General features: G+C 55.0%; 16 protein-coding genes. 7 read left to right on the top strand and 9 right to left on the bottom strand.

Features of this window, described 5'->3' with window-relative positions; all coding sequences use genetic code 11:
- The first annotated feature begins 10 nt into the window (after nt 1-10).
- The gene (locus BRA1417_RS0113590) at nt 11-595 is read left to right on the top strand and encodes a polysaccharide biosynthesis/export family protein (RefSeq protein WP_035968510.1); all 585 of its coding nucleotides are present in this window, start codon (nt 11-13) and stop codon (nt 593-595) included.
- A 35-nt stretch (nt 596-630) separates the two neighbouring features.
- Nucleotides 631-1869 carry a hypothetical protein gene (locus BRA1417_RS0113585; protein ID WP_156948733.1) on the top strand — a complete coding sequence of 413 codons (1239 nt, stop codon included), beginning with the start codon at nt 631-633 and terminating at the stop codon, nt 1867-1869.
- Here the strand turns inward: BRA1417_RS0113585 and BRA1417_RS0113580 are convergent.
- The 3 genes from BRA1417_RS0113580 to BRA1417_RS46250 all read right to left on the bottom strand — a co-directional run bounded on the left by BRA1417_RS0113580 (nt 1866) and on the right by BRA1417_RS46250 (nt 6396).
- On the bottom strand, nt 1866-4244 hold the full coding sequence (locus tag BRA1417_RS0113580) for a tetratricopeptide repeat protein (protein WP_027516217.1): 2379 nt from the start codon (nt 4242-4244) through the stop codon (nt 1866-1868). The two genes, BRA1417_RS0113585 and BRA1417_RS0113580, sit on opposite strands and share 4 nt — an antisense overlap.
- Before the next feature lie 88 nt (nt 4245-4332).
- Entirely contained in the window at nt 4333-5586 is a 1254-nt protein-coding gene (locus tag BRA1417_RS40390; protein WP_198034827.1) for a WecB/TagA/CpsF family glycosyltransferase, read from the bottom strand.
- A 411-nt stretch (nt 5587-5997) separates the two neighbouring features.
- Complete coding sequence (locus BRA1417_RS46250) at nt 5998-6396, bottom strand: hypothetical protein (protein WP_371259988.1); 399 nt, start codon at nt 6394-6396, stop codon at nt 5998-6000.
- Between the two features lie 86 nt (nt 6397-6482).
- Here BRA1417_RS46250 and BRA1417_RS0113565 point away from each other — a divergent pair, with 86 nt between their 5' ends.
- The 5 genes from BRA1417_RS0113565 (at nt 6483) to BRA1417_RS0113545 (ending at nt 12951) form a co-directional block, all read left to right on the top strand.
- A complete protein-coding gene (locus BRA1417_RS0113565; RefSeq protein ID WP_245286222.1) occupies nt 6483-7490 on the top strand; it encodes a glycosyltransferase family 2 protein in 1008 nt (335 codons plus the stop codon).
- Nucleotides 7491-7519: 29 nt separating this feature from the next.
- A complete protein-coding gene (locus tag BRA1417_RS0113560) occupies nt 7520-9685 on the top strand; it encodes a Gfo/Idh/MocA family oxidoreductase (protein WP_084462224.1) in 2166 nt (721 codons plus the stop codon).
- A gap of 374 nt (nt 9686-10059) precedes the next feature.
- Nucleotides 10060-11121: a glycosyltransferase family 4 protein gene (locus BRA1417_RS0113555; protein ID WP_198034826.1), complete on the top strand. Its 1062-nt coding sequence runs from the start codon at nt 10060-10062 to the stop codon at nt 11119-11121.
- Between the two features lie 37 nt (nt 11122-11158).
- On the top strand, nt 11159-11830 hold the full coding sequence (locus BRA1417_RS40385) for an FkbM family methyltransferase (protein ID WP_051448335.1): 672 nt from the start codon (nt 11159-11161) through the stop codon (nt 11828-11830).
- A gap of 62 nt (nt 11831-11892) precedes the next feature.
- Entirely contained in the window at nt 11893-12951 is a 1059-nt protein-coding gene (locus BRA1417_RS0113545) for an acyltransferase (RefSeq protein ID WP_027516212.1), read from the top strand.
- 38 nt (nt 12952-12989) lie between these two features.
- Here BRA1417_RS0113545 and BRA1417_RS0113540 read toward each other — a convergent pair whose 3' ends face one another.
- The 6 genes from BRA1417_RS0113540 to BRA1417_RS44005 form a co-directional block, all read right to left on the bottom strand.
- Nucleotides 12990-14072, bottom strand: coding sequence for an acyltransferase (locus BRA1417_RS0113540; protein WP_027516211.1), 1083 nt, complete (start codon nt 14070-14072; stop codon nt 12990-12992).
- Between the two features lie 112 nt (nt 14073-14184).
- Nucleotides 14185-15270, bottom strand: coding sequence for a glycosyltransferase family 4 protein (locus BRA1417_RS42735; RefSeq protein WP_084462223.1), 1086 nt, complete (start codon nt 15268-15270; stop codon nt 14185-14187).
- A gap of 1 nt (nt 15271) precedes the next feature.
- Entirely contained in the window at nt 15272-16408 is a 1137-nt protein-coding gene (locus BRA1417_RS42730) for a polysaccharide pyruvyl transferase family protein (RefSeq protein WP_084462222.1), read from the bottom strand.
- Between the two features lie 40 nt (nt 16409-16448).
- The gene (locus tag BRA1417_RS0113530) at nt 16449-17810 is read right to left on the bottom strand and encodes an oligosaccharide flippase family protein (RefSeq protein WP_084462221.1); all 1362 of its coding nucleotides are present in this window, start codon (nt 17808-17810) and stop codon (nt 16449-16451) included.
- A 62-nt stretch (nt 17811-17872) separates the two neighbouring features.
- A complete protein-coding gene (locus tag BRA1417_RS40380) occupies nt 17873-19270 on the bottom strand; it encodes an FUSC family membrane protein (protein ID WP_051448333.1) in 1398 nt (465 codons plus the stop codon).
- Nucleotides 19271-19444: 174 nt separating this feature from the next.
- Nucleotides 19445-21679: a ubiquitin-activating E1 FCCH domain-containing protein gene (locus tag BRA1417_RS44005; protein WP_156948732.1), complete on the bottom strand. Its 2235-nt coding sequence runs from the start codon at nt 21677-21679 to the stop codon at nt 19445-19447.
- Nucleotides 21680-21903: the final 224 nt, after the last annotated feature.

The following is a 21903-nucleotide window of genomic DNA, read 5'->3' as shown; positions in this document are numbered from 1 at the left end:
AGGAACCAACATGCGGACGATTTTGCTGGCACTGTTCATGGCAATCTTTGCCACATCCGCCTTTTCCCAGACGCTGAAGCCGGGAGACACCCTCTCGATCACCGTGCTGCAGGATCCGAAGCTCGACCGGAATGTGGTCGTTGACCCCCTCGGGGAGATCGCCTTTCCGCTGGCCGGCCATATCCGGGCCCGCGGCCTCACCCCCCTTGCGCTCGAAAACGTGCTCAGAGCGAAGCTGAAGCCAAACTACAAAGATGACGCCCTGGACGTGACGGTCGCACTGGCCAACGCCCCCAAGGACATTCCCGAAGAGGACCTCAAGCCCAAGATCTTCATCACAGGCGAGGTTTTGCGGCCAGGCCCTTACGTCATCAGGCAGCCCACCAGACTGATGCAGGCCATCTCGCTTGCCGGGGGGCTTGGCCCCTACGCTTCGAAGAAGCGGATACAGGTGCGCCGCCGCGCCCCGGGGGGCGATGAGACAATCTTCGTGTTCAACTACAGGGCTTATGAGGCCGGTGAGGATCTCGAAGGTAACGTTGCGTTGAGAGCCGGCGACGTCATCATGGTGCCAGAACGAGGGTTCTTCGACTAGACGAAACCTAAGGTGCACCCGGGGCGGGACCAACTGTGAAGAGGATTGCGATCGCGGTCTCGATGTCGCTCGGGCTTACACCGACGACCGCTTTCGCGTGGGATTGGTCGCTCCGCACCTCGGAAAGTCAGACGATTGAACTCAACAGCAACCAGTTCTTGAGATCATCTCCAGCCGGCTCCGTCGGTTCGTACTCGACAATCACGGGGACCGCCGAGGCGTTAACTCCCACCTCCAAGCTCGTCCTCGATGGCGATGGCTCTTACAGAAAGTACTGGGGACCAGGCGCCGAAGGAACGTCCTCGGAGTTTCTTTCGTACGGGGCGAAGGCTCACTACGAGCAGTTCGGGAAGAACCGCTTCGACAAAGAATTCGTCGACGCCATCTGGACGCAGCAGAACACTTCATTGGCATTGTTGAACGATCTGGGCGTCGTTTTACCCGTAGCAGGCTCGATAGACCGGTTCACGGCGAGGGGCGGAATCGATCGATCGCTTAACGCCCGTGACAGCATCAATTTATTCGCGACATCAACTCGCACATATTACGAGCCTTCGAGTGGTGGGACTGCATTTACTGATACTTTGGCGCGAGGATCCTGGCGACACGGCGTTGGTCCCACGACTGGTCTCAGCCTATCGTCCGAAGCCGAGTTGCTCGCCTACGACAATACATTCGGCACTGAGGTGAGCATCTTTCGTAATCAGGTAGGCGTAGACACCGCCCTGTCCTCTTTGCTTTCTTTCAGGGGCAATATCGGCGCTGCTTATCTGGTAACTGATCGCGGCGTTTCGACGTCGGCGATAGGCGGAGTGACTTCGAGCAGCCCACTCGGTAGTACTACCCTCGACTGGATTGGCGATGCCATTCTCACTTACAAATTCATGAAGACCGCGACGCTCTCGCTCAGTGCCAGTCAGTCTGTTGGACCGAGCATAGTAGGTTCTTTGGTCAAACGCGACATCGTTAACGCGAGCGTGAACTATCTGATCAACAGCCGCGAAAACCTGACAATCTCGGCCAGTGGCAACCGGCAGATCACCGGGACGACAACTGACTACGCTTCAGTCTCTGCAACTTACGGCTACAATCCCGTACGGGACGTATCCTTGCAGTTTAGCTATCGCTACCAACATCGCTTCGCCAGCACAGGAACGAGGATCTTTGATCCATTGAGCGGAACCCCGACGGTATCAGGCACCGGCGCTGCCGATTCCCACAGCGTACTGTTCGTTGCGACCCACAATTTCCTCGTCCTCCCGCACGGAAATTAGGGCGTCTTCAAAGCATCCTGAATGTTCTTCTTGAGCTCGCTGCCATCCGGCTCGAGCTTGGCGGCGGTCTCCAGCTCCTCTTTGGCTTTCTGAGCCTGACCGTCCGCGGCGTAGGCGAGACCCAGGTGATAATGCACCGCAGAGAGGTTCGGCGATTTCGCCGCCGATGGCTCCAAAATGGCGATGGCCGACTTGATGTCGCCCTTCTTGAAGCGTGCCCATCCCAGCGTATCTTGGAACTGCGGTACATTTGACGCTTTCAGCGTTTCCGCCAATGCAGCAGCTCGGTCCAGGCTTTCTTTATCGGACCGGGTATCGAGGAGCAGACTGGCAAGATTGTTGATCACGATCAGAGACTGCGCCTGCGGCTGCTCCTTCAAAATCGACTCGTACTGGGAAATCGCTCCTGCATTGTCATTCTTCAAGATCTGAAGGCTCGCGGATGACATCCTCAGAGCCATGTTTTGAGGATTCTCCTTCAAGCCGGTTTGCAAGACGGTGCCGGCAGCATCGTAATTCTTGACACGGATGTAATAATCCGACAGAGCGCTATAGCCGGACGGATCCTTTGGCTTCCGCTTGATCGCTTCCTGGAAACTAATGACTGCTTCCTGGTCTTTCTTCTGCGCCAGTCTCGTCTGGCCAAGAATGACCCAAAGCTCCGCATTATCAGGAAAACGCTTGTTCATTTCCTGCAAGACAGTCGCCGCATCGGCAGCACGGTCGGCCCGAATATAGGAAGATGCCAGCGCAACCGCCGGCTGGATCGCATCCGGCGCGGCCTTGTGGGCGTCTTCAAGCGCGGCGATGCTCTCGCCAATGCGCTGCTGGCCAGCAAATGCTGCGGCCTTGATTTGGTCAGAAACGACACGACCATCCTTATTAGCGGCAATGGTCTGCGCAAGCGCGAGGGCACCATCCCAATTCTGACGACTGAGCTTGATCTGTGCGAGCGAAGAAAGCGCCTGCAGATTACCGGGGTATCGAGCTACAACGTCCGTCAAAACGTCCTCGGCTCGCACGGCATCGTTCCGGCGCTGAAGGAAAGCGACATATCTTAGGGCAACCTCGACATTTGAGCTGGAGTTCTTCAGGGCTTCCGCGTATTGGCGGTCCGCTAGCTCAGGCTTCCCGCCTTGCTCATACGCGAGCGCAAGAGCAATCAGCAATTCGGGCGATTTTGGCTGGTCTGCAAGCGCTTCGCGCAGGTCCGCAATGGCACTATCCGTCTGTCCCTTGTCGAGGCTGAAAGCGGCCCGCAGGCGAAGCGCGCCGGAATTGCGGCGGTCTTTCGCGAGAATTTCCGCGATCAAGGGCTCTGCCGCGGCCTTGTCGCCCTTAGCAGTCAACATTTCGGCGAGCCTGACCTGCGCCTTCAACTTCTGGTCGCCGTTGCCGGTCTCTGACACCAGCTTCTGCAAATCCGAGATCGCATCATTTTGGCGATTTCCTATGAAATTGAGCTCGGCCAACGCGAATCTGTAGTCGAACACGTCGCCGCCGGATTTAATCCGAGACTCTAATTCAGCCCGTGCCGCGTCAGCACCTTTGAACGTGTTCAGGAAGCGAACAAGGTCAAGCTCAAGCTTGCTATCCGTCGGACTGGATGCGACACGCGCCCGCAATTCCTTCTCGGCATCATCGAATTTTCGTTCGGCTGTAAGAATCTGGATGAGCTGAAGGCGAGTTGAGGTTTCTTGCGGATAGTCAGCTACAAGCTGACGCACCAGCTTTTCCGCTTCCGCAAGATCGCCCTTCCTGAGGAGGATGTCGATCCGCAAGCGTGTCGCGCGCAATCGGTCGCCTTCCTGAGCCTCCGAAGGAACCGCGTCAAGCATCTTGATCGCGGCGCCGCTATCGCCGTCAGCGAGCTTCTTGGAGGCGAGCAAGGTAACGGCATCAATGTTGGTGGGATCGATATCGTAAGCGCGTTGGGCCTCGCGGACTGCGCCAGCGGAATCGTTCATCCTCACCAAGGCCAAGGCCTTTACCGCGTGTAACCCGGCATTCGGCTTATCACCTTCGTTGGCGGCATCTAGAATCTTGATTGCCGGCTCCGCGCCTCCACCGGCGACCATGATCCTCGCGAGCTTCACTCTCGCGTCGGTATCTTTTGGATCGAGTTCAACAATCCTTCGCAGATCGAGAAACAACGAGCTCGACTTCGTGCGCTCATCGATCCCGGCCAGGGCCCTCCAGACTTCCACCTTGTCACTTTTGTACTTCACGGCCTTGAGAAGCTCGAGCCTCGCGCCGAGGTCATCTTTCTTGGCGGTCAGGGCCATGCCGCTTTCATAGTATTCTTGGGCGCGTTGTTCGGGTGAACCGCACGCACCGAGCAGCAGCGCGAGGAGTGAGACCGCCGACAGCTTCACGGATCTGCGGACGGAACGGGACTTTACCGCATGAGAATTCGACATCGTTTGCTCACATAATCCTTGCACGCAAAATAGCGGCGAACAGCTAGTCACTAGCTAGCAAAAACTCGAACCGGTTCAAGCGGAACAAGCGCTCAAGACGGGGCGGTACTCCCGAAACATCGAGCGACTGACCCATCTTGGCCAGTTCACGCGACAACGCGAGCAGAACGCCGAAAAATCGACCGTCGATATGGGATGTCCGGGAGAGGTCGAATTTGATCGGCTTTCCGGCCACGAGACCGCGATCGATCAGAGGCACGATCCTTTCGACATCGGCGCCGGCTGCCGAGCCAATCGGACTGATCGTGACATGGTCACCGCCATCGCGGAACTGCACCGAAAGGTTGTCGCGCGGCCGATTCAGGGCAGCGTCAACTGCAAGCGGAAGTACACTAAAAAGAAGGAGGCCCAAGAGGGAGCAGCCGTCACTCCAGTAGCGGCGCCAAAGATAGGGTTCTTCCTTGATGCGCCACAGCCATTCAAAACCGGTACTACGGAGGAGCTGGGGCGCCCGCTTCACAGTTCCCGCCTCGAAATTGATGGTAGCGCCGAATTGGGCACGGACTGGAACGGTCAGGCGGGCGTGATTGTGGAGAAGCCATGCCTGGGCCTTTTCGGCGTTCAGAAAAACCGCAAGAAGATCAGCTCCGCTGCGATTGATAGTCTCGATGATTTCGCTGGAACTGAGATCGTCGACGGTGCCAAAGCCTGGATTGAGCGCGCCAACGCATTCGAGGCCGGACTTCTCGAGGTTCAGCTTGACTCCGACCCGTACGGCGAGATCGCCAGTTCCGCCGAACAGGAACACACGCAGCGGCCGGTCGGCCCTTGCCTTGAGCCTGCCGAACAGATCGCTACCGGCGAGCCGCTCACGGATCGGCACGCGAAGGAGTTTCGCGATCCATATCAGCGGCATTCCGTCCACGAGACAGAGGTCACTGTGGAGGATACTGGCACGAAAGGCTGCGTTGCGGTGGCTCTTAAGGAGGAAGTTGACGTTCGGGGTTGAGATCAGAAATGCCTCGCGCTGGGCGACGGCGGCATCCATCGTCTCCATTAGTGTCCTAAAATCGATGGCGTCGACGGGCAGACCGAGCAGGCCATAGACCTGCCGCGCAACCTCGTTGATTTTTTCACCGGCGCCAAGGATTTTCGACTCTACAATTTTTTGAAGAGGGCGCTGGGAGGAAAAGCAAACCGCTGAAGGAAGTTTCAATTTAATCTCGCGCGAACAGTTAAAAAATGCCAACCAATCAAAAGCTTTAGAGACCAGATCGATACCACGTTTACCAGACACTTCGAAAGCGCATCGGAGTCCCATAATTAATCTCGATAATGGGACTAGGCGAGAAATTTCTTTATTTATGGCTTACAACGAATCTGAAGGGGACTTTGATACCCTCGGCGCAGGCTCTTACATGAGATCTCCTCGAAAACATGAACCGAACGGGATAGTTAAGAATATTGTCAAGCCCAAAGTATTGGAAAGCTTTGGCATTGGTCCTCGCGTCAACTACTGTTGCTGAATTTAACACGGGCGACACAATTGAACTCAACGTCTGACAGACTAATAAGCGCTGAAATGCCAGATTGGTCCCGAGAGGTTCCGAACGGATTTTGGGATCCCGGTCGCAAGCTGCTCCGGACGCTTCGACGCTATCAGTACTGGCGTGCCCGAGGCGGGATTTTGGGCCGTATCTGCTGCAAGCTAATTGCCCTTAGACATCGCTTTTGGAGCATAGTTACAGGTGCAGAAATTCCTCTCACCTGTGAGATTGGCGGAGGTCTGCTGATCCCCCATCCCAACGGAATTGTTATTCATCCCGACGTCAAAATCGGGGTGAATTGTTTGATTTTTCATCAGGTCACGCTTGGCAGCAGAGGTCGTGGCGGTGTTCCAGAAGTTCGCGGCCATGTAGATATTGGAGCAGGCGCAAAGGTGCTCGGTCCGATCATTGTTGGATCTCACTCCCGAATTGGCGCCAACGCCGTTGTTCTGCATGATGTTGCGTCTTTTGGAGTGGCTGTAGGTTACCCAGGAAAATTGACTAAGAATGGCGAAAATGGTGCGATTTCTTCTGAGAGATGATAGCTCAGCAAAAGCCATCGTATCTTGTTTTCGGCTGAAACCGACAGAGGTCCGAGTGGCCGGTTTTTCAGAATGCGCTCTATTTGCTTTGACGGGATTGCAATTTGATCGAGACATCCGTTCGCACCATTTCTGCCTATCCCAAAAGGCTAGGCGCAATCATCATCGGCCGTAACGAAGGAGAGCGGCTCGTTACCTGCCTACGCTCCGTGTCTGGAAAGGCCACAATAGTTTACGTCGACTCGGGCTCGGTGGACGGTTCGGTTGCAAAGGCGCGCACCTTTGGAGCTGACGTCGTTGAACTTGATCTTAGCATCCCATTTACCGCAGCGCGCGCCCGCAACGCAGGCTTTGCTCGGCTTCTCACAATTCTGCCCGAGGTGGTCTACGTTCAGTTTTTGGACGGCGACTGCGAGCTCGTCAATGGATGGCTCGAAGCAGCAGTGACGTTCCTCGATGCCGAGGATGGCGTTGCTGCCGTGTGTGGCTTGCTTCGAGAGCGGCATCCAGACCGGTCTGTGTACAACTGGCTTTGTGACCAGGAATGGAAACGCCCCACCGGAGAGATTCTTGCCTTCGCTGGTAACGTACTGCTTCGCGCAGATGTACTTAGAGCTGTTGGAGGTTATCGCGAGGACGTTATTGCAGCTGAGGAAGACGAGCTATGCGTTCGAATCCGGCGAGCTAATTGGCGCATCTGGCGACTCCCTGACGAAATGGCACTCCACGATGCCTCGATGGTACACTTTATTCAGTGGTGGCGAAGGACCAGGCGTGCGGGATATGCATTTGCGCAGGGGGCTGATTTGCATGGCTCTGCTCCAGAACGTCACTTTGTTCGTGAGACGCGGCGTGCAATCGCCTGGGCCCTCTTGCTACCATTGGGATTAGCCATAGTCTCACTCCGGTATCCCCAAATTGGATGGATCTTCTGGTTAGTCTATCCGATGCAGCTGGCGCGCCTGTTTTTCAAGGCTAAGGGCTCTATGTCTGATCGTATGTGCCTCGCCTCCTTCCAGATCTTAGCGCGTTTTCCTGAGGGGATTGGTGTGACCCAATTTTGGCGTGATCGGCTGTTGGGACGCCGCCCCCGACTAATCGAACACAAGTAGATGGAATCGATGATAAGGAATTTGGACCGATGCCCGTAAATACAAGCGACCGGGATCCCCTGCGTACGGCGATTGTGGGGACCGGTTACATTGCGCAATTTCACGCACGGGCGATAGCTGAAGTTGCCGACGTGCAACTAGTTGCGACCTGTGACGCAAACCTTGCGAGAGCTGAAACCTTCGCTAATGCTTGGAACGCCCCTCACGCTTGGGATTCCCTTTCCAAGATGCTCGAGTCCGCACGAGTCGATTGCGTCCACATCCTCACGCCGCCCGATCTTCACTACGCGCAAGCAAAGGAGGCGCTCGAGGCCGGCGTCCACGTATTCCTCGAAAAGCCGATGTGCACTTCAACGGCAGATGCCGAGGATTTGGTCGCGCTCGCCGAGAAGCGGGGCCTGTATCTAGGCGTTAGCCACAATTTTCTGTTTTCGACAGCATTCCAGAGCTTGCGCGACCTCGTCCATTCCAAAGAGCTTGGGCTCATCGATCATATAACGTTCAACCATTTCTACGAACTGGGGCAAATTCGTTTCGGCCCATTTGATAGCTGGATGCTGCGCAATCCCGGAAATGTCATCCTTGAGACCGGTCCTCATCTTTTGTCTGCGATGCTGGATCTTGTGGGCGAGCTAAAGGAGGCATCCGTCATCGCCGACCGGAAGGTAACACTACCTAACCGCGGCAGCATTTTTCGCCGCTGGCGTATGCGAGCGACCGCGGGGCGTACCGCCGTCGATATCAACATCAATTTCTCTCCGGGATTTCCTCAGCGGACGATCTACGTTCGAGGCCTGTTCGGATCGGCCTTGCTCGATTTTGATGCCGATACCTGCGTAGTTGATAGGCGTACCCCGCTGGACGTTGATTTCGATCGCTTCAAACGGAGCCGTGCGGTGGCCGCTCAGCTGCGCGCGCAGGCGCTTGCCGTGCTCGGACGGTATGTTTTTGGAAAGCTGAAGCTAGTTCGACGCGGCAACCCTTACCAGAATTCGATCCAGGACAGTACTGCGGCGTTTTATGCCGCAATACGCCACCGTCAGCCGCTGGATGTTCGTATTGCCGGCGACACCGGCCGCGCGGTGATCGCACAATGCCTTAAGGTCATCGAAGCTTCTGGCATCGATACCTCAGTTGCGGCGCAGGAGTTCACCAACGCCACAGATCGGCCCGATCTTGCCGTGGCACCGACGGTTCTGGTTCTCGGCGGCGCCGGCTTTATCGGCAAGGAACTGATCCGTCAGCTGCTCGCCGCCGGCCACAGCGTCCGCGCGATGGTGCGGGGATCGGCGCTGGCGCTGGAGGAATTCCGCTTCGACCGCCTCGAAATCGTGCGCGGCGACGTTGGCAAGCGCGCCGACCTCGACAGCGCGCTGCGGGCGATCGAGGTGGTCTACCACCTCGCCCATGCGCAATGCAAAACCTGGGACGAATACCTGGCCGGGGACGTCGAGCCGACCCGGCTGGTCGGCGAGGCCTGCCTCACCGCCGGCATCAAGCGATTGATCTATACCGGCACGATCGATTCCTACTACGCCGGCGCCAAGGCCGGCGCCATCACCGAGGCGACGCCGCTCGACCCTGCGATCGGGCGACGCAATTACTATGCGCGCGCCAAGGCGATGGCCGAGGAGATCCTGACCGACATGAGCCGAAGCCGGCGCCTGCCGCTAGTGATCCTGCGGCCGGGCATCGTGATCGGCCGCGGCGGTGGCCCGTTCCACTGGGGCGTCGGCCGCTTTTCCGAGAACGTCTGCGAGGTGTGGGGCGATGGGCGCAACAAGCTGCCGCTGGTGCTGGTAACGGACGTCGCCGCGGCGCTGGTGCGCGCGCTCGATGCGCCGGGCATTGACGGCAAGAGCTATAATCTGGTCGACGAGCCGCTGCTGACGGCACGGGACTACCTGCAGGAGCTGCAGCAGCGCGGCGACCTTAAACTGACGATCATTCATCAGCCGATCTGGAAGTTCTACCTGTCGGACCTGGCAAAATGGGCGGTGAAGGTGCTGGTCAAGCACCCCGACCGGATCCGCCGGCCGAGCTATGCCGATTGGGAATCGCGCACGCAGAAGGCCTATTTCGACTGCGCGCGCACCAGGGCCGAGCTCGGCTGGAAGCCGGCCTCCGATCGCCAGCGGATGGTCGACGACGGCATCGGCGTGGCGCTGGAGCCATGGCTGGAGGCGACCCGATGAGCATGGTCTCTTCGTTGGGCCGGCCGCGGACCACGCCCCGTTCGGCCCGGGCCTCCGATCTCCAAAAATATCGAAAACAACCCCATGCACAGTAGAAATTTACCCAGTTCCGCCGCTCCGGCGCCGCCGCGCGGGGGGCCCCGGCGGGCGTGGCGGGGCATTGTCGTAGCGCTGGAACCCAAGCTGGAGGCGAGGCGATGAAAAGCGGGCTGCGACTGTTCACCGCGCTGGGACCAGGAGATATCGTTGGCGCGCGCAAGCGGCAGATCGCCGGCCAAGCTATCAACGAGACCAGCATCGCGTTCTCCGAACAGTTGTTCGCCTACTGCAGGGCGTGCCAGATCGAGACCCTTGCGATCTCCTCGCATGTCAAGGTGGATCGGCTGGAGGATGAAACCATCGCGATGGAAAACCGGCCCAAGCCGCTCCGGAACCGCGGGGGACTGCTGTTTCATCTCTCGCAGATTCTCTACGGAGCCTATCTCGCGTTTCGCGCAGCCCGCTTCGGGGCAGACGTCGCCATCATCGATTCGGGATCGACCCACTATTTCGTTCTGATGCTGTTTCGCGCCTTGCGAATCCCCGTTGCCGTCAACCTGCACAACGTGCTGTGGCCCGCCGGCTTTCCTCCTGCGGGGCCGGTTCCGCGGATCATCCGCGCCCTGAACCGCCTGTTCTTCCGCTTTGCGGCGGCCGGCGCCATCGGCGTTTCGCCCGAATGCGAGCGGCAGGTTGTCTCGGAATCGCGCTATCGGACACCGTTCTTCCAGTATCGCTGCCAGTTCAGACCCGATGGCTTCAGGCAGGCGCTCCCCTATGAGGCCGGCCCCTTCCGCATCGTCTTTGTCGGGCGCGCAGAGCGGAACAAGGGCGTACTGGACATCGCGCAGATGGCTGCGAAGCTCGAGGCTGTCGCGCCGGTCAAGGTCGTCTTCGAGATCTGCGGCGACGGCCCTGCCCTGCCCGAACTCCGAACGATCATCGAACAGGAACGGCTGGGCGACCTGATCAACGTTCACGGCCGGCTGGAACGCGATGCGCTGCTGGGGGTCTACGCGGCCTCGCATGCCGCGATCGTTCCCACCCGCAGCGACTTCACCGAGGGGATGCCCCAGGTGTGTGCGGAGGCGGTCTTGTCGGGCCTTCCGGTCATCACCAGCCAGGTCGCCAACGCCTTCGATGTGATCGGCCCGGCGACCATTCGCGCCGAAACGGATGATGTCGGAAGCTACGTCAAAGCGATCGTCGCGCTGATCGAATCGGCTGCATTGCGCAGCCAGATCTGGGCCGAATGCCAGTCGCTCTCCCTGCAATTTCTGGATCGGTCGCAATCCTATCCGGCCGCGGTGGACCGATTGCTAGGCGCGGTTTTTGGTAGCGGGCCAATTTCGGGCTACGCTATGCTCTTTGGTGAGACCGAAACCAACAGACAATGATGTCTTTTCCGACGATGCCCATTCGACAGGCGGAAGCATGCAGTTGAACAAATTTCTAAGACGCTCCATTCGATACAATGGCGCTGTGGAACGCATTCAACAAAAGATCCGATTGGACCCAAAGCTTTACCTCGCCCCCATCGGACTGGAGATCAATATCAGGGATGGCGACGTCTTGATCGACTGCGGCGCCAATGTGGGAGACGTTACCTCATCTTTCGCGCGGACCGGTGCGACCGTCTATGCGTTCGAACCCGATCCACTTTGCTTCTCGGTTCTGCGCAAGCGCTTTTCACTGACGCCCAACGTCTCGTGCTTCCACAAGGGTGTGATGGATCGAAAATGTTCACTGGTCTTGAACAGCCCAAACGCCCATGAAAACTGGGACGACCTGGAATCAACCGTCGCCTCGTCGTTCGTTCACGAAAGCCCATCCAGCGCTCGGCACACCAAGGTCGAATGCATTGATCTGAGCGAGTTCGTGACTTCCCTTAACAAGCCGGTCCGGTTGCTCAAGATCGACATTGAGGGCGCCGAAATAGCGGTGGTCAATCGCCTGATCGATACGAGAGCAATGGACCTGATTGATCTGGCGATTGTCGAGACGCACGAAACGCAGCAGCCTTCCCTCCTGGAAGCGACCAACGCCTTACGTGAACGCATCAACGCATCTGGGTATCAGGCCAAGTTCAGACTAGACTGGATCTAGAACCCAGCTAGAACGGACGCCTTTCAAGCCCTCATTTGGGGTAACGCAAACTTTTGGTTGGCATGTCTGAAAAAGCCGAGACAGAGAAATCAGAATACTTTCCTGCTTTTGACGTACTACGCATTGTTCTAGCTTCGATGGTGGCGTTCTCGCATTCCGGCGCACACATCTGGTATTACGCTGGAGATTTTTCAGTTCAGGTCTTTTTTGCGCTGAGCGGATGGTTGATCGGCGGAATATTGCTGCGATCGAAACAAGACCTTCCGCGGTTCTATTTTCATCGGGCCGCTCGTATCTGGATTCCCTATTCTCTCGCGATTTCATTGCTAGTGATCGCGAGCCTCCTCAAAGATAACATCACGCTGAAATGGTTCGAGTTCGTCTTTTACGACTTCACCTTCGTCTACAATTTTTTTGGTCCACCTCAGCTAAGCACCGCTGTAAGCCAGATGCCCCTCTCGGGAACGGGGAATCATTTTTGGAGCATCTGCGCCGAAGAACAATTTTACCTGCTAGCGCCATTCCTGATAACCGTTCCAATCCGCTTCGGACGGTCGGTCTGGTTCTGGTGCGCGATCGCGGCCGTTACAATGGCAAGCCCATGGTGGAGCTATTTCGGGTCCATTTCTCTGGGCGTTCTCGCAGCAGTCATCCGCGCAAAAATTGGAGACTGGCACTCTCGGAGATGGGCCATCGGATCACTAGCCGTCATTGCCACATCTTGTTTCGCCGCGACCTATAGGGATTTTGTGCCCTATAGGATAGGCGCTCCGGCAACAGCAATCAGCATTGTCATGCTCCTCGCTCAACGAGGGCCGCATTCCCGGGTATTGTCATTCCTCGGCGGCATCTCATTTCCAATGTACTTGAATCATTGGATTGCGACCTTTGTCATAAACGCAGCATTCTCCCGCCTCGGCCTGGAGGGATCCATTTATTCTCACTCTCTTTCAGTAATGCTGGGGCTGATCATTGCTTCCGCATTGTTTCTCTGCGTTGACCGCGTCATCAAGCTTCGAAGAGATCAATACTTCACTCCATGGCGCGGCAAGGTTATTGCCGCTTGCGGCTTTGGGCTCGTCGCGATCGGAATGATCGGTGGAGCTTCCTTTCCAAGGTAGCGAGAATGCCGAGCCTAGCAACGAAGCGAGCTCGCATCTCAGCCTGCACTATTTGAAGTCCCTGGAAGAAGCTTAAGTCGACGCGCCATGCCAATACTCGGGCGCTCGACAAGCCACCACATGGCATACGCAACCACAATGCACGCCACTAGTGACAGAGACCACCATATGAGCTCCCACCAGAAAGCATGTCCAGTAATCATGTACCCAACTCGAAAGCTGGCTCCGGTAATCGGATTGTGGATAAGGTAAAGCGAGTAGGAGATCGTTCCAAGAAATTGAAGCCATTTCCAGTCGAGGGCCGTTTTTATGGAGCCCGAGCACGCAGCCGCCCAAAGGGACAACGCAGCAATGGCACAGCAGATGGAGAACGGATTCCAATTCGTAAACGCCACAAGTATTGCGATGGTGGCAAATAGTAACGGGACGAGGTTACGATTTCGCCATGACCAATACGCCAACGCGCCTATGAGAAAGCCGTGCCAGAAAGGCAGAAATGATCCGTTCCCAAAAGGGGACGTCACAACTCTCGTCGGCCAAAGCAGACTAACGATCATCGCAACGGTCAAGATCGTAGGCGCTACTCGACCTTGGTGTGGCAAGTCCGGATTATTCCGAGCTATAAGCAGCATCGCGACGTACAGCAAATAGAACTGAACTTCCAAACACAGCGTCCAAAAAACCGTGTTGAGACTGTGATAGCCTAGGATGTCCTGGAGGTAAAAAAGGTGCGCCAGCAGTTGGGCCGCCGACACATCAAACAGCATCTTCCCAGGCACAATGATGGAGGACGCCATCCCGAACGCAATTGCTACGACAATGGCCGCCCAGTATGGAGGGTCTAAACGGATGGACCGGCGCGCCATAAACCTAATTGAAATGGGGATCGTCACCCGTACAGCGTACAACGAGTGCGCAATCACAAATCCACTTAGCACAAAGAAGACGGCAACACCCTCGTTACCATGGCTCAAGACGAACTTCAGCCAGACCGGCATAGCCTCCTCAAGCGTTGGAATGTGCCCACCCTCTAGCGCATGAAACAGCACAACAGCAAGCGCAGCCAAGCCGCGCAGCGCATCGACAAAGGCAAACCTGCCTAGTGGCACTACCTTCTGCAATTTTTCTCGCATCGATGGAGTTGAATCGACTAACTCCTGGTTATAGTGGCAAATCTGTCCGAGCTTAAAATTTTCCGCCGATATCTATGGTAAGCAGCGTCTTACAAAAGCGCTATATCTCTCCGTGTTGGGATCTCATAATCGCCCTCATAAGCGCACTCTCAAATAGTCGGGCACTTTTTTCCCAAGATCCTTCGCCCGCGGTTTGCTGTGCATTTCGAGACATCGTCATCCAAGCCGATTCATCGCACGAAAGTACCCATTCGATTCCGCGGGTTAGACCTTCTACGTCTTCAACATCGACTAAAATGCCGTTCCACTTAGATACTATCGCCTCTTCAGGCCAACCGGTACGCGTAGAAACAACTGGAGTGGCGCACGACATAGCTTCCATCGCGGGGAGATTAAAGCCTTCAGTCCGGCTAGCCGTTACCCAGACATCACATCTTGAATACAAACGACGAATATCATCTTGAGACGGTAAGTGAAGGAATTCGGTATACGACGGCAGCGCCAATCGCTCGACCGGATAAGCGCTCCCAAAAACACAAAACCTCAGATGCGGAACCCTTTCTCGGACCTGCGCGACTGCTCTCAAGGTTAGATCGAATCCCTTAAACGGCGCGACAGAGTAAAGAGCACCCACCGTCGCCACTGACTGCTTACCTCTTGGTGCGGCAAAGAATTGCGACCTATCAACACTATTGGGAATAAGGTCGGCACTGTTATCGCCATACTCTGCACTCATCGTTTCCTTAAGCCAGCGAGCAATTACGATCTTATGCATTGGAAAACGATAAGTCGCCCTACATCGATTTACCGGAAGATATGGAAAGACTTCATGGTGCTGGATAAAATAGACCTTGGCCCCTTTGCTTCTACTTAATGCATTGACCCATTCCGCAGTTTCCCACCAAGTAGCAATTACAACATCGGAGTCAGGCACGTCTTCGTCGCGAATCGGTCGCCACCGATCGATAACCCGATGATCAAAGATCTCATCGTCCAAAAACGATCTTGCTTGTTCGCTCTCGCCATGCTTATCGCCAATCAACCTTGACCAAAACGAGCGCCGCTTTGGAGGCGGAGAGACAAGGCAAACGCGATGCCCCATTTTCATTAACTCTCTGGCATAAACTGAGACAACTCTGATTCCGCCACTGAACTCGACAGTAGGCAAAACAAAGGTGACACGCATTTTATACCCTGAGCACGTTGCGCGTTGACGTCGCAGTGGATTTGGCTAGACCAAGAATATCCAGAAAAGCCGCCGCCGAGCGCTCCTTTAGGACCGATAGCATGGAGAAATCGATCTCACTCAATGAGTCCTGGGCAGCTCTGACCAAGTCCCCATCCTTTACTCCTAAATCTGCGAAGGAATAGCCGTATATTCCTTTTGTTTGAATGGCAGGCGGGCTTGTAGGGATGATTGCGCCTGTAAGGTTTACCGTCTCGAAGAAGCCAAACAGCTTTGGGTGATAGCCAATGCCCACGCATGCGGTCTCTTGAGCAAAAGCAATCACGCAGCCATGCAACCGCATAGAAACGGCAAGCTCCGCTTTCGCAAAAATGCCTGCGACGAGCCGAGGATTCAACGTCTCTTCGAGACATTGGACTTCGATTTCTGGCGCGACGAGCCGGAGCTTCTCAGCTATAAGGCGATGCTCGATACGATCGTCATCGTATTCGCCAGTCATCGGAACAAAGACAATCCCCAGATTGAGGAGCTTCGACAGGCTCGCCAACTCCACTACAATCCATTGCTGCCAAGCGGGATCACCGCTCCATCTCTGAGCAAGATTAACGGCAATGTATCGCGTCGGGAGGCAGATCTTCTCATCAAATTTCGGCTTCAACCACAGCACCAAATCTCCGATCGTCTTCACTTCTATCTGCGGAAGAATCAACTTTAGCATTCTGTTCGACAGATCATCTCTGGTGTAGACTACGCCTATACTTCTCAACAGGCGTTTGAGACGCCACCTGCAACGCCAGTCGTAACTAACACCCGCTTCCACTGAAGCGCCAAAGACGCTCGCCTTAGAGGCATACCCGCGCTCCAAGAGTTTAGAACATCGAAACAGAACTGCGTTGGGAGTACTGTCGATGATTCCCCCACCGCTGAACACCAGTGGCACTCCGCGCAACGTCTCGCGACGCTCCTTATCGCGATTTGACCAACCGATTACCTCTGCCAGTGCCGGTTCGTCATATCGACCAATCACTATAGGTTCAATTAGAACACCCAGGCTGAGTCCAAGATCAGCTATTGCCAGAGGTATCGCTTCATCCCCGACGTTCCCGAATCCAAACGATCCACATATAGAAAGCTTCATCTAATATTCCATCAATATTCAGGCATCGGAGCCGCTAGCCCTATTTGGCGATCAGACGATCTATTCCGAAACCGACGATTACACCGGGGATCATGAACAACAGCAGCTTTGCCTCCATCCGGACGTCCAGAATGCTATGCTTCGCTTTATAATAAAACGTAAGTGGCAAATTGGACAGCCTGCTCAAGACAATCCCCCACAAGGCACCCTGCAATCCACCCAAGCAGAACCCTGAAGTTAGGAACGCGAAAAGGGCAACGAAGCGAACAGCTGCAAGAAGCGACAGCGCTCTAGAGTCTCCGACGGCCACGAAGCATTGTGAAGAGACTTGAAACGGAGCGGCAAGGAGACATGGCGCGAGCGTTTGCAGCATCCACCCGGCATCCATGTAGCGATGATCATACATTTTTGAGACGAGCGCAGCTCCGCATACCAGCAGAGCGCCCGCACTGACATTTGCGAGACAACTAAACAATAGTCGAAACTGATAATACTTTCTTCGCAACTCCGTGGAGCGCTGCCGCGCGATTTCGCTCAAGGCCGGAAACGATACGTCACTTATCACTTTTACGAAGATTTGTTCGATCGCACCAAAGGTGAGAGCTGCGATTACATAGACGCCGAAGGTCTTACTATCAACAAGCGCACCAATTTGAAGCCTGTCCCCGTTTATGACGAAGAATCCCAGAATCGAAGCTAGAAAAACCCACCGGCCAAACTTCACAATTTCCGAAAATGCAGCCGAGTTCCACGAGAACGAATTTGAAGTACCCCGGAGCCAGACATGGCTCAGGATCATTCTACTTAAGCTCGATGACACGCCGCCGGCGACGAGCACCCAAATCGAGTGATCGACACTTACCCATGCCAGCATAATTGCTAGTCCAATTAATTGTGAGCCGATGTCGATGTAGGTTACGCGACCTAGCGATATATCCCGACTAGCTTCAAATAACTTGGTGGATTCGAATCCTGCAAAAATGGCAGTGGTCGCGGCAATGAGAATGACATAGGGAAGATCTGGCGAGGCGTAAACGCTCCAAGAAGCCAATAATTCTGCGCGATTCAACGCTAAGATCATAAGCGCAACACCCGCAGCCGACAGCCAAAGCACAAATCCGCGTACGATCTGAGTTACCCAAGCGGTATTGAGAAAGTCAGCTTGGCTGCCACGCAAATTCTGCACCACACTCTGCTTCAGTCCGACATCGGAAAACATTGCCAGCCCGACCATTACTGTGGTTGCGATTGACATCACCCCGAACATTTCAGGCGCTAACAGCCTAGTCATCAAAAGGTTTGTTCCAAATCGGATTATGGTGCTGAGTGCGTAGCCAGACACGCTCCATGCGCCAGCCAGAAAAACGCGATGCCTAAACGAAGTCGAATGCCGATTGATCATGCTTACTGAGGACCTTCGCTCGCTCTGGTGTGACTACAATGCGACAAACGGATGCTGCGCCCTCACATCACTTGACTAGCTGGAGCAACCGGAATCGCATGCGACATGCCAGGCTTCTTCGTCCTTCGCAAGACATCGGCCCTTCCAGCAAGCGCACCAGCAATCAACCACATCCATGGACCCAAGGAGTCGTTTGGCAATTGTTCGATACAACTGACGCCAACTATCAACGTGAGAGCCGCCAATAGCGACTGCTCTTGGTAGGTCTTGACGCGATGGAACGCGCTTGCAACTCTCAGCACCGGAAGAACCAGAAGCCCGAACTCCGCAAGGAATCCCATAAACCCGAATGTGCCCATGGTTATGATCCATCGGCCGTCCGACAGAGTGACATCCTTACCGTATTCGTCATAAACTCGGCTTCGGCCGAAGCGTCCCCACCCAAAAAAGAAATGGCTTGAGGCGTGCACAAGAAGTTGCTGTTCCTGATCGAAACGAGTTTTCAAAGATGCGGCGCGATCCACGCTAAATTCTTTGGCAGTTTCAACTAACGAGTCCGTCGGAAAAAAGTCATAGGCGCGCAGAATCGGGTACGAAAGCGCAATAAGCACTAACGCCATCGCAATCTGAATCTGACGTCTTGGTTGGATCCACCGAACGACAGGAACAAGGATCAAACCATAAACCAACGCTCCAACAGCTTTGCAAAGAACGAGGAGTACACCTAGATACAGAACAAACCACCCGGGAGCTAAATGGAAGACGGTTCTCCTTATTCTCCAGAACATTGCTGCTGCAATGAGACTGGTCAGCAAGAAAAAAGCGACAGCTAAACCATTCTTCATAAATACTGTCGGCCGAAAGCCCCCAAGACGCCCTTCGTTTACGAACGACGACTGGAATACTCCATAAATCCAATGATGAAGTTGGGGGCTAAGCCGTATCTCGAGCAGCATTGGCAGAGAATAGAAGAGGGCCGCCAGAACCAAGGCCCTCAAAATCTGCTCGGTGTCGGGACTAGCTCCTAGCAATCGTCGGCCAAGAAGATATGGCAGCAGATTTAGAAGCTGAATGATTGAAGCGGAGACTGCATCGTAATAACCTGCCGCGGGTAAAATTTTTGAACCGAGTATTATCGGCTCGCCGTTAAACGATGAAGTGACAAGAGGGCAGACCAGATAGGTCGCCAATAAAAACTCGGTCAAACCCCATTGGTTATTTTGGCGCACCTTCGGGCTAGCGAGGATTGTACAAGCCAATGCAGGGGCAATAACCGCCACGGAATTCTTATCGAGAGCAGGAAGCATCTCGATTTTGAAGGACGTAACTTCGGGCAAAATCAATTGCGCTCCAAGGACACTCCATATAAGCGCTTGATTTTGAGGGCGCGAAACAAACAAGAATATAACTACAGCAGGCCAAGCGAAGAGGACAAAATAGCTGAAGATGTTGCCAGTCATTCAAAAAGGCCAATGCAACCGGTCAAGGACAGGCTGTTGATACTACATGTAAGCCTCCAACGAAAGGTGAACGACACCCTTAAGGTAAGGACACAATTGAAGAATCAATGCGAACGTCCCACCAAAGGCAGGGTCGTCTGAGTTACCTCCTAGAGGGACTGTGCCGCCCAGGAACTATCGGCCAAATGTCAAGATGGCATTCCATTGTTGGGAGGTTGACGATGAGTAAATGTCCGGATCGAGCACAGACCAACTATTGTCAGCACCAGCGAACTGAAAAACCGAGGGAAACTCCGTGCCCAATCCCGCTAAGCCCGTGTAGAACTGCTTCCACGCGATAGGGAGAACATTTGAGGATTTCGATGCTTTTCGCAACGCTGTCCTATTTACAGCGTCGCCCTGATACGACGCGGTGCCACCCGAGGTGTACGGAGCGAAACTTGAACTATTGACGTCTATTGTCACGCTGTTTCCGTTAACCGATATGACTTTGTAGGTATTTCCATTCAGCTCCACCATGCCATTGACACCTGTAATCTTGAGCATCATGCCTGGCACAGCACCGGTGCCGGTTTTGCTAGCAGAGTTGTTTGGAGCATTAGTCGTAGCCAAGGTAAGCACACACTGATTGCCTTTCGTTGCTCCTGAGATAGGTGAGTTGGAATCCGTAGCCGGATAGTCCGGCGACCATCCTCCTTCATATGCGGTGAGCTTTACGCCAAAGCCGGCTGCCCACGTCTTCCAAGCTGTGAACGATGCAATCTTGACTGTTATTGGCCCCGTCGCGTTGTTTGAATTTACAGTGACGAGTGTACTGTTCACAAAATCCGTAGCGAGCTGTGCTCGCATAGCAGTGTCGGCCAACGAATATTTGTAGGCTGCAGCAACCTCCTGAGCACAAGAGTACGAAGCTCCGAAATAGCAGGCGGGTGCGACGTGCGTAATCCACTTACTCGCCGCAGTACCGCCGTCAGCGACGTAGGCAGAGGAGGCTAAGCGGTCACGGCTTGCGGAAGGCTCAGATGACTGCTGCACGCCGCAGATGGTTTGATATTTCGAACCATCGTTACCGTACACGGCGCTAACAGCCTGACCGCCGATCGAGCCGACCATGCCAGCCCAGTTGTGGATGTTGTATGATCCGCCCGTGGGCCAGCGAATCTTTGCTTTGAGATATCCAATTTGTGTTGCGCAGAATACGCTGTTCCAACATTCGTTGGGGACAACCTCAAATCGAGGCACCATCCAAACTGGCGCTTTTGCTTTGCAATACGCAGCCAAACCAGCGATAAAATCTGTAGCGGGATCAACAGCGAGATAAGGTGTGACAAACCAGGGATGAACGGCCATCTCAACGCAAAGCTGGAGGCAAATTTCCAGAGGAACACCATTGTCCAGACCCTGGTTGAATCCAGACGCGTCGCCCCCTTTTTTCAGCCAAACTCCGAGGGAGCGATCATAGACGAGGGTCGCGTAACGCTGGCTGGGCTTCTCGGTGGTGTCCAGTTGCAATCCAAACTGGTTTCTTATGGGAACAGCCCCAGCGCCGTTTAGATTGAGCGTTGGAGTAGTCGTCGCGGCGTTTGCATTGAAAAGCACAGTAATTGTTTGCTTGTCGTTGGGTGCCCCAGAGCCAAACGAAATTGAGTAATTGTCCCCCTGGTTAGTCGTGATCCCAGCATATATACTTCCACGTAGCTCATATCCCGCGTAGTAAACATACGAGACTGGCTTCCGCGACGCCCATGTTGTGACATTTGAGAAATTACCGTTCTGCCAATTCAAAAAACGGAAAACTCCGAAATTTGCGTCGGCCAACCGTTGTTTAAAGTCTACTGCGAAGACTTCCCCGGCTTTGATCCGAGCTTCGTCGGCCACGTGAAAATATTTGATGTTTCGAATCCTATTCGCGGGATTCGTCGCGGTGATGGAGAATACAACTCTCGTGCTGCTCGGGATGAACTCGTAGCGACCATTCAACCCGCTCTTTGCGCCACTTACTGCGGTGCCCGGCGTACTAATGGTGCCGTCGCCTTCCCAAGTAACAACGTAGCGGCCGGGACGCCCCTTCATCGGATCTTGAGAAGGAATAAAGAAGACCGTAGTTAGCCCCCCGTTTGAGAGCGTTAGTGGATAACCATCGCTATCCAATGTATTCGGCGCCGGTGAGGTGGGACGTGCAGAGCTATCAACAAAAGACCAAGCTTGAGCTGTCTTAAGGTGATTTAAGAAAGGATAATCCCCTCCCGTCTGCAGGAAATTGAAGTTCACCTGCAGCTTCTTGTTGGTGGTTGATGAAGCTGACCTAGCCGCCGCCAACGGCGCGGGCGCCGCCGCAATCTCGCTGGCCGGCAGCAGCGAGGTCAAGGACGCGACGCTCACGCCCTGCAGGAAGGTTCTGCGGTCCATTCTCGACGTCATCGTGAAGTCCAATCATCGGTTGCGGTAAAGGTTCGGACGATTTATCGCGCGATGGCGCGGTTTTACCGCACGGCGCACAATCTAGGCTAGTCACATCAGGGCAACCTGAGACCCGGCCGACGACCAAGCCAAGGCGGTCCATGCCCGCCACCGGGTCGTGGCGGCGGTTCGCCGGCGCAGGCCCTCCCGCGGCGCCACGATTCCCCTGCCCT

The sequence above is a fragment of the Bradyrhizobium sp. WSM1417 genome (genome assembly GCF_000515415.1).
Taxonomy (GTDB): Bacteria; Pseudomonadota; Alphaproteobacteria; order Rhizobiales; family Xanthobacteraceae; genus Bradyrhizobium.
This window is presented reverse-complemented; position numbering and strand designations above follow the sequence as displayed.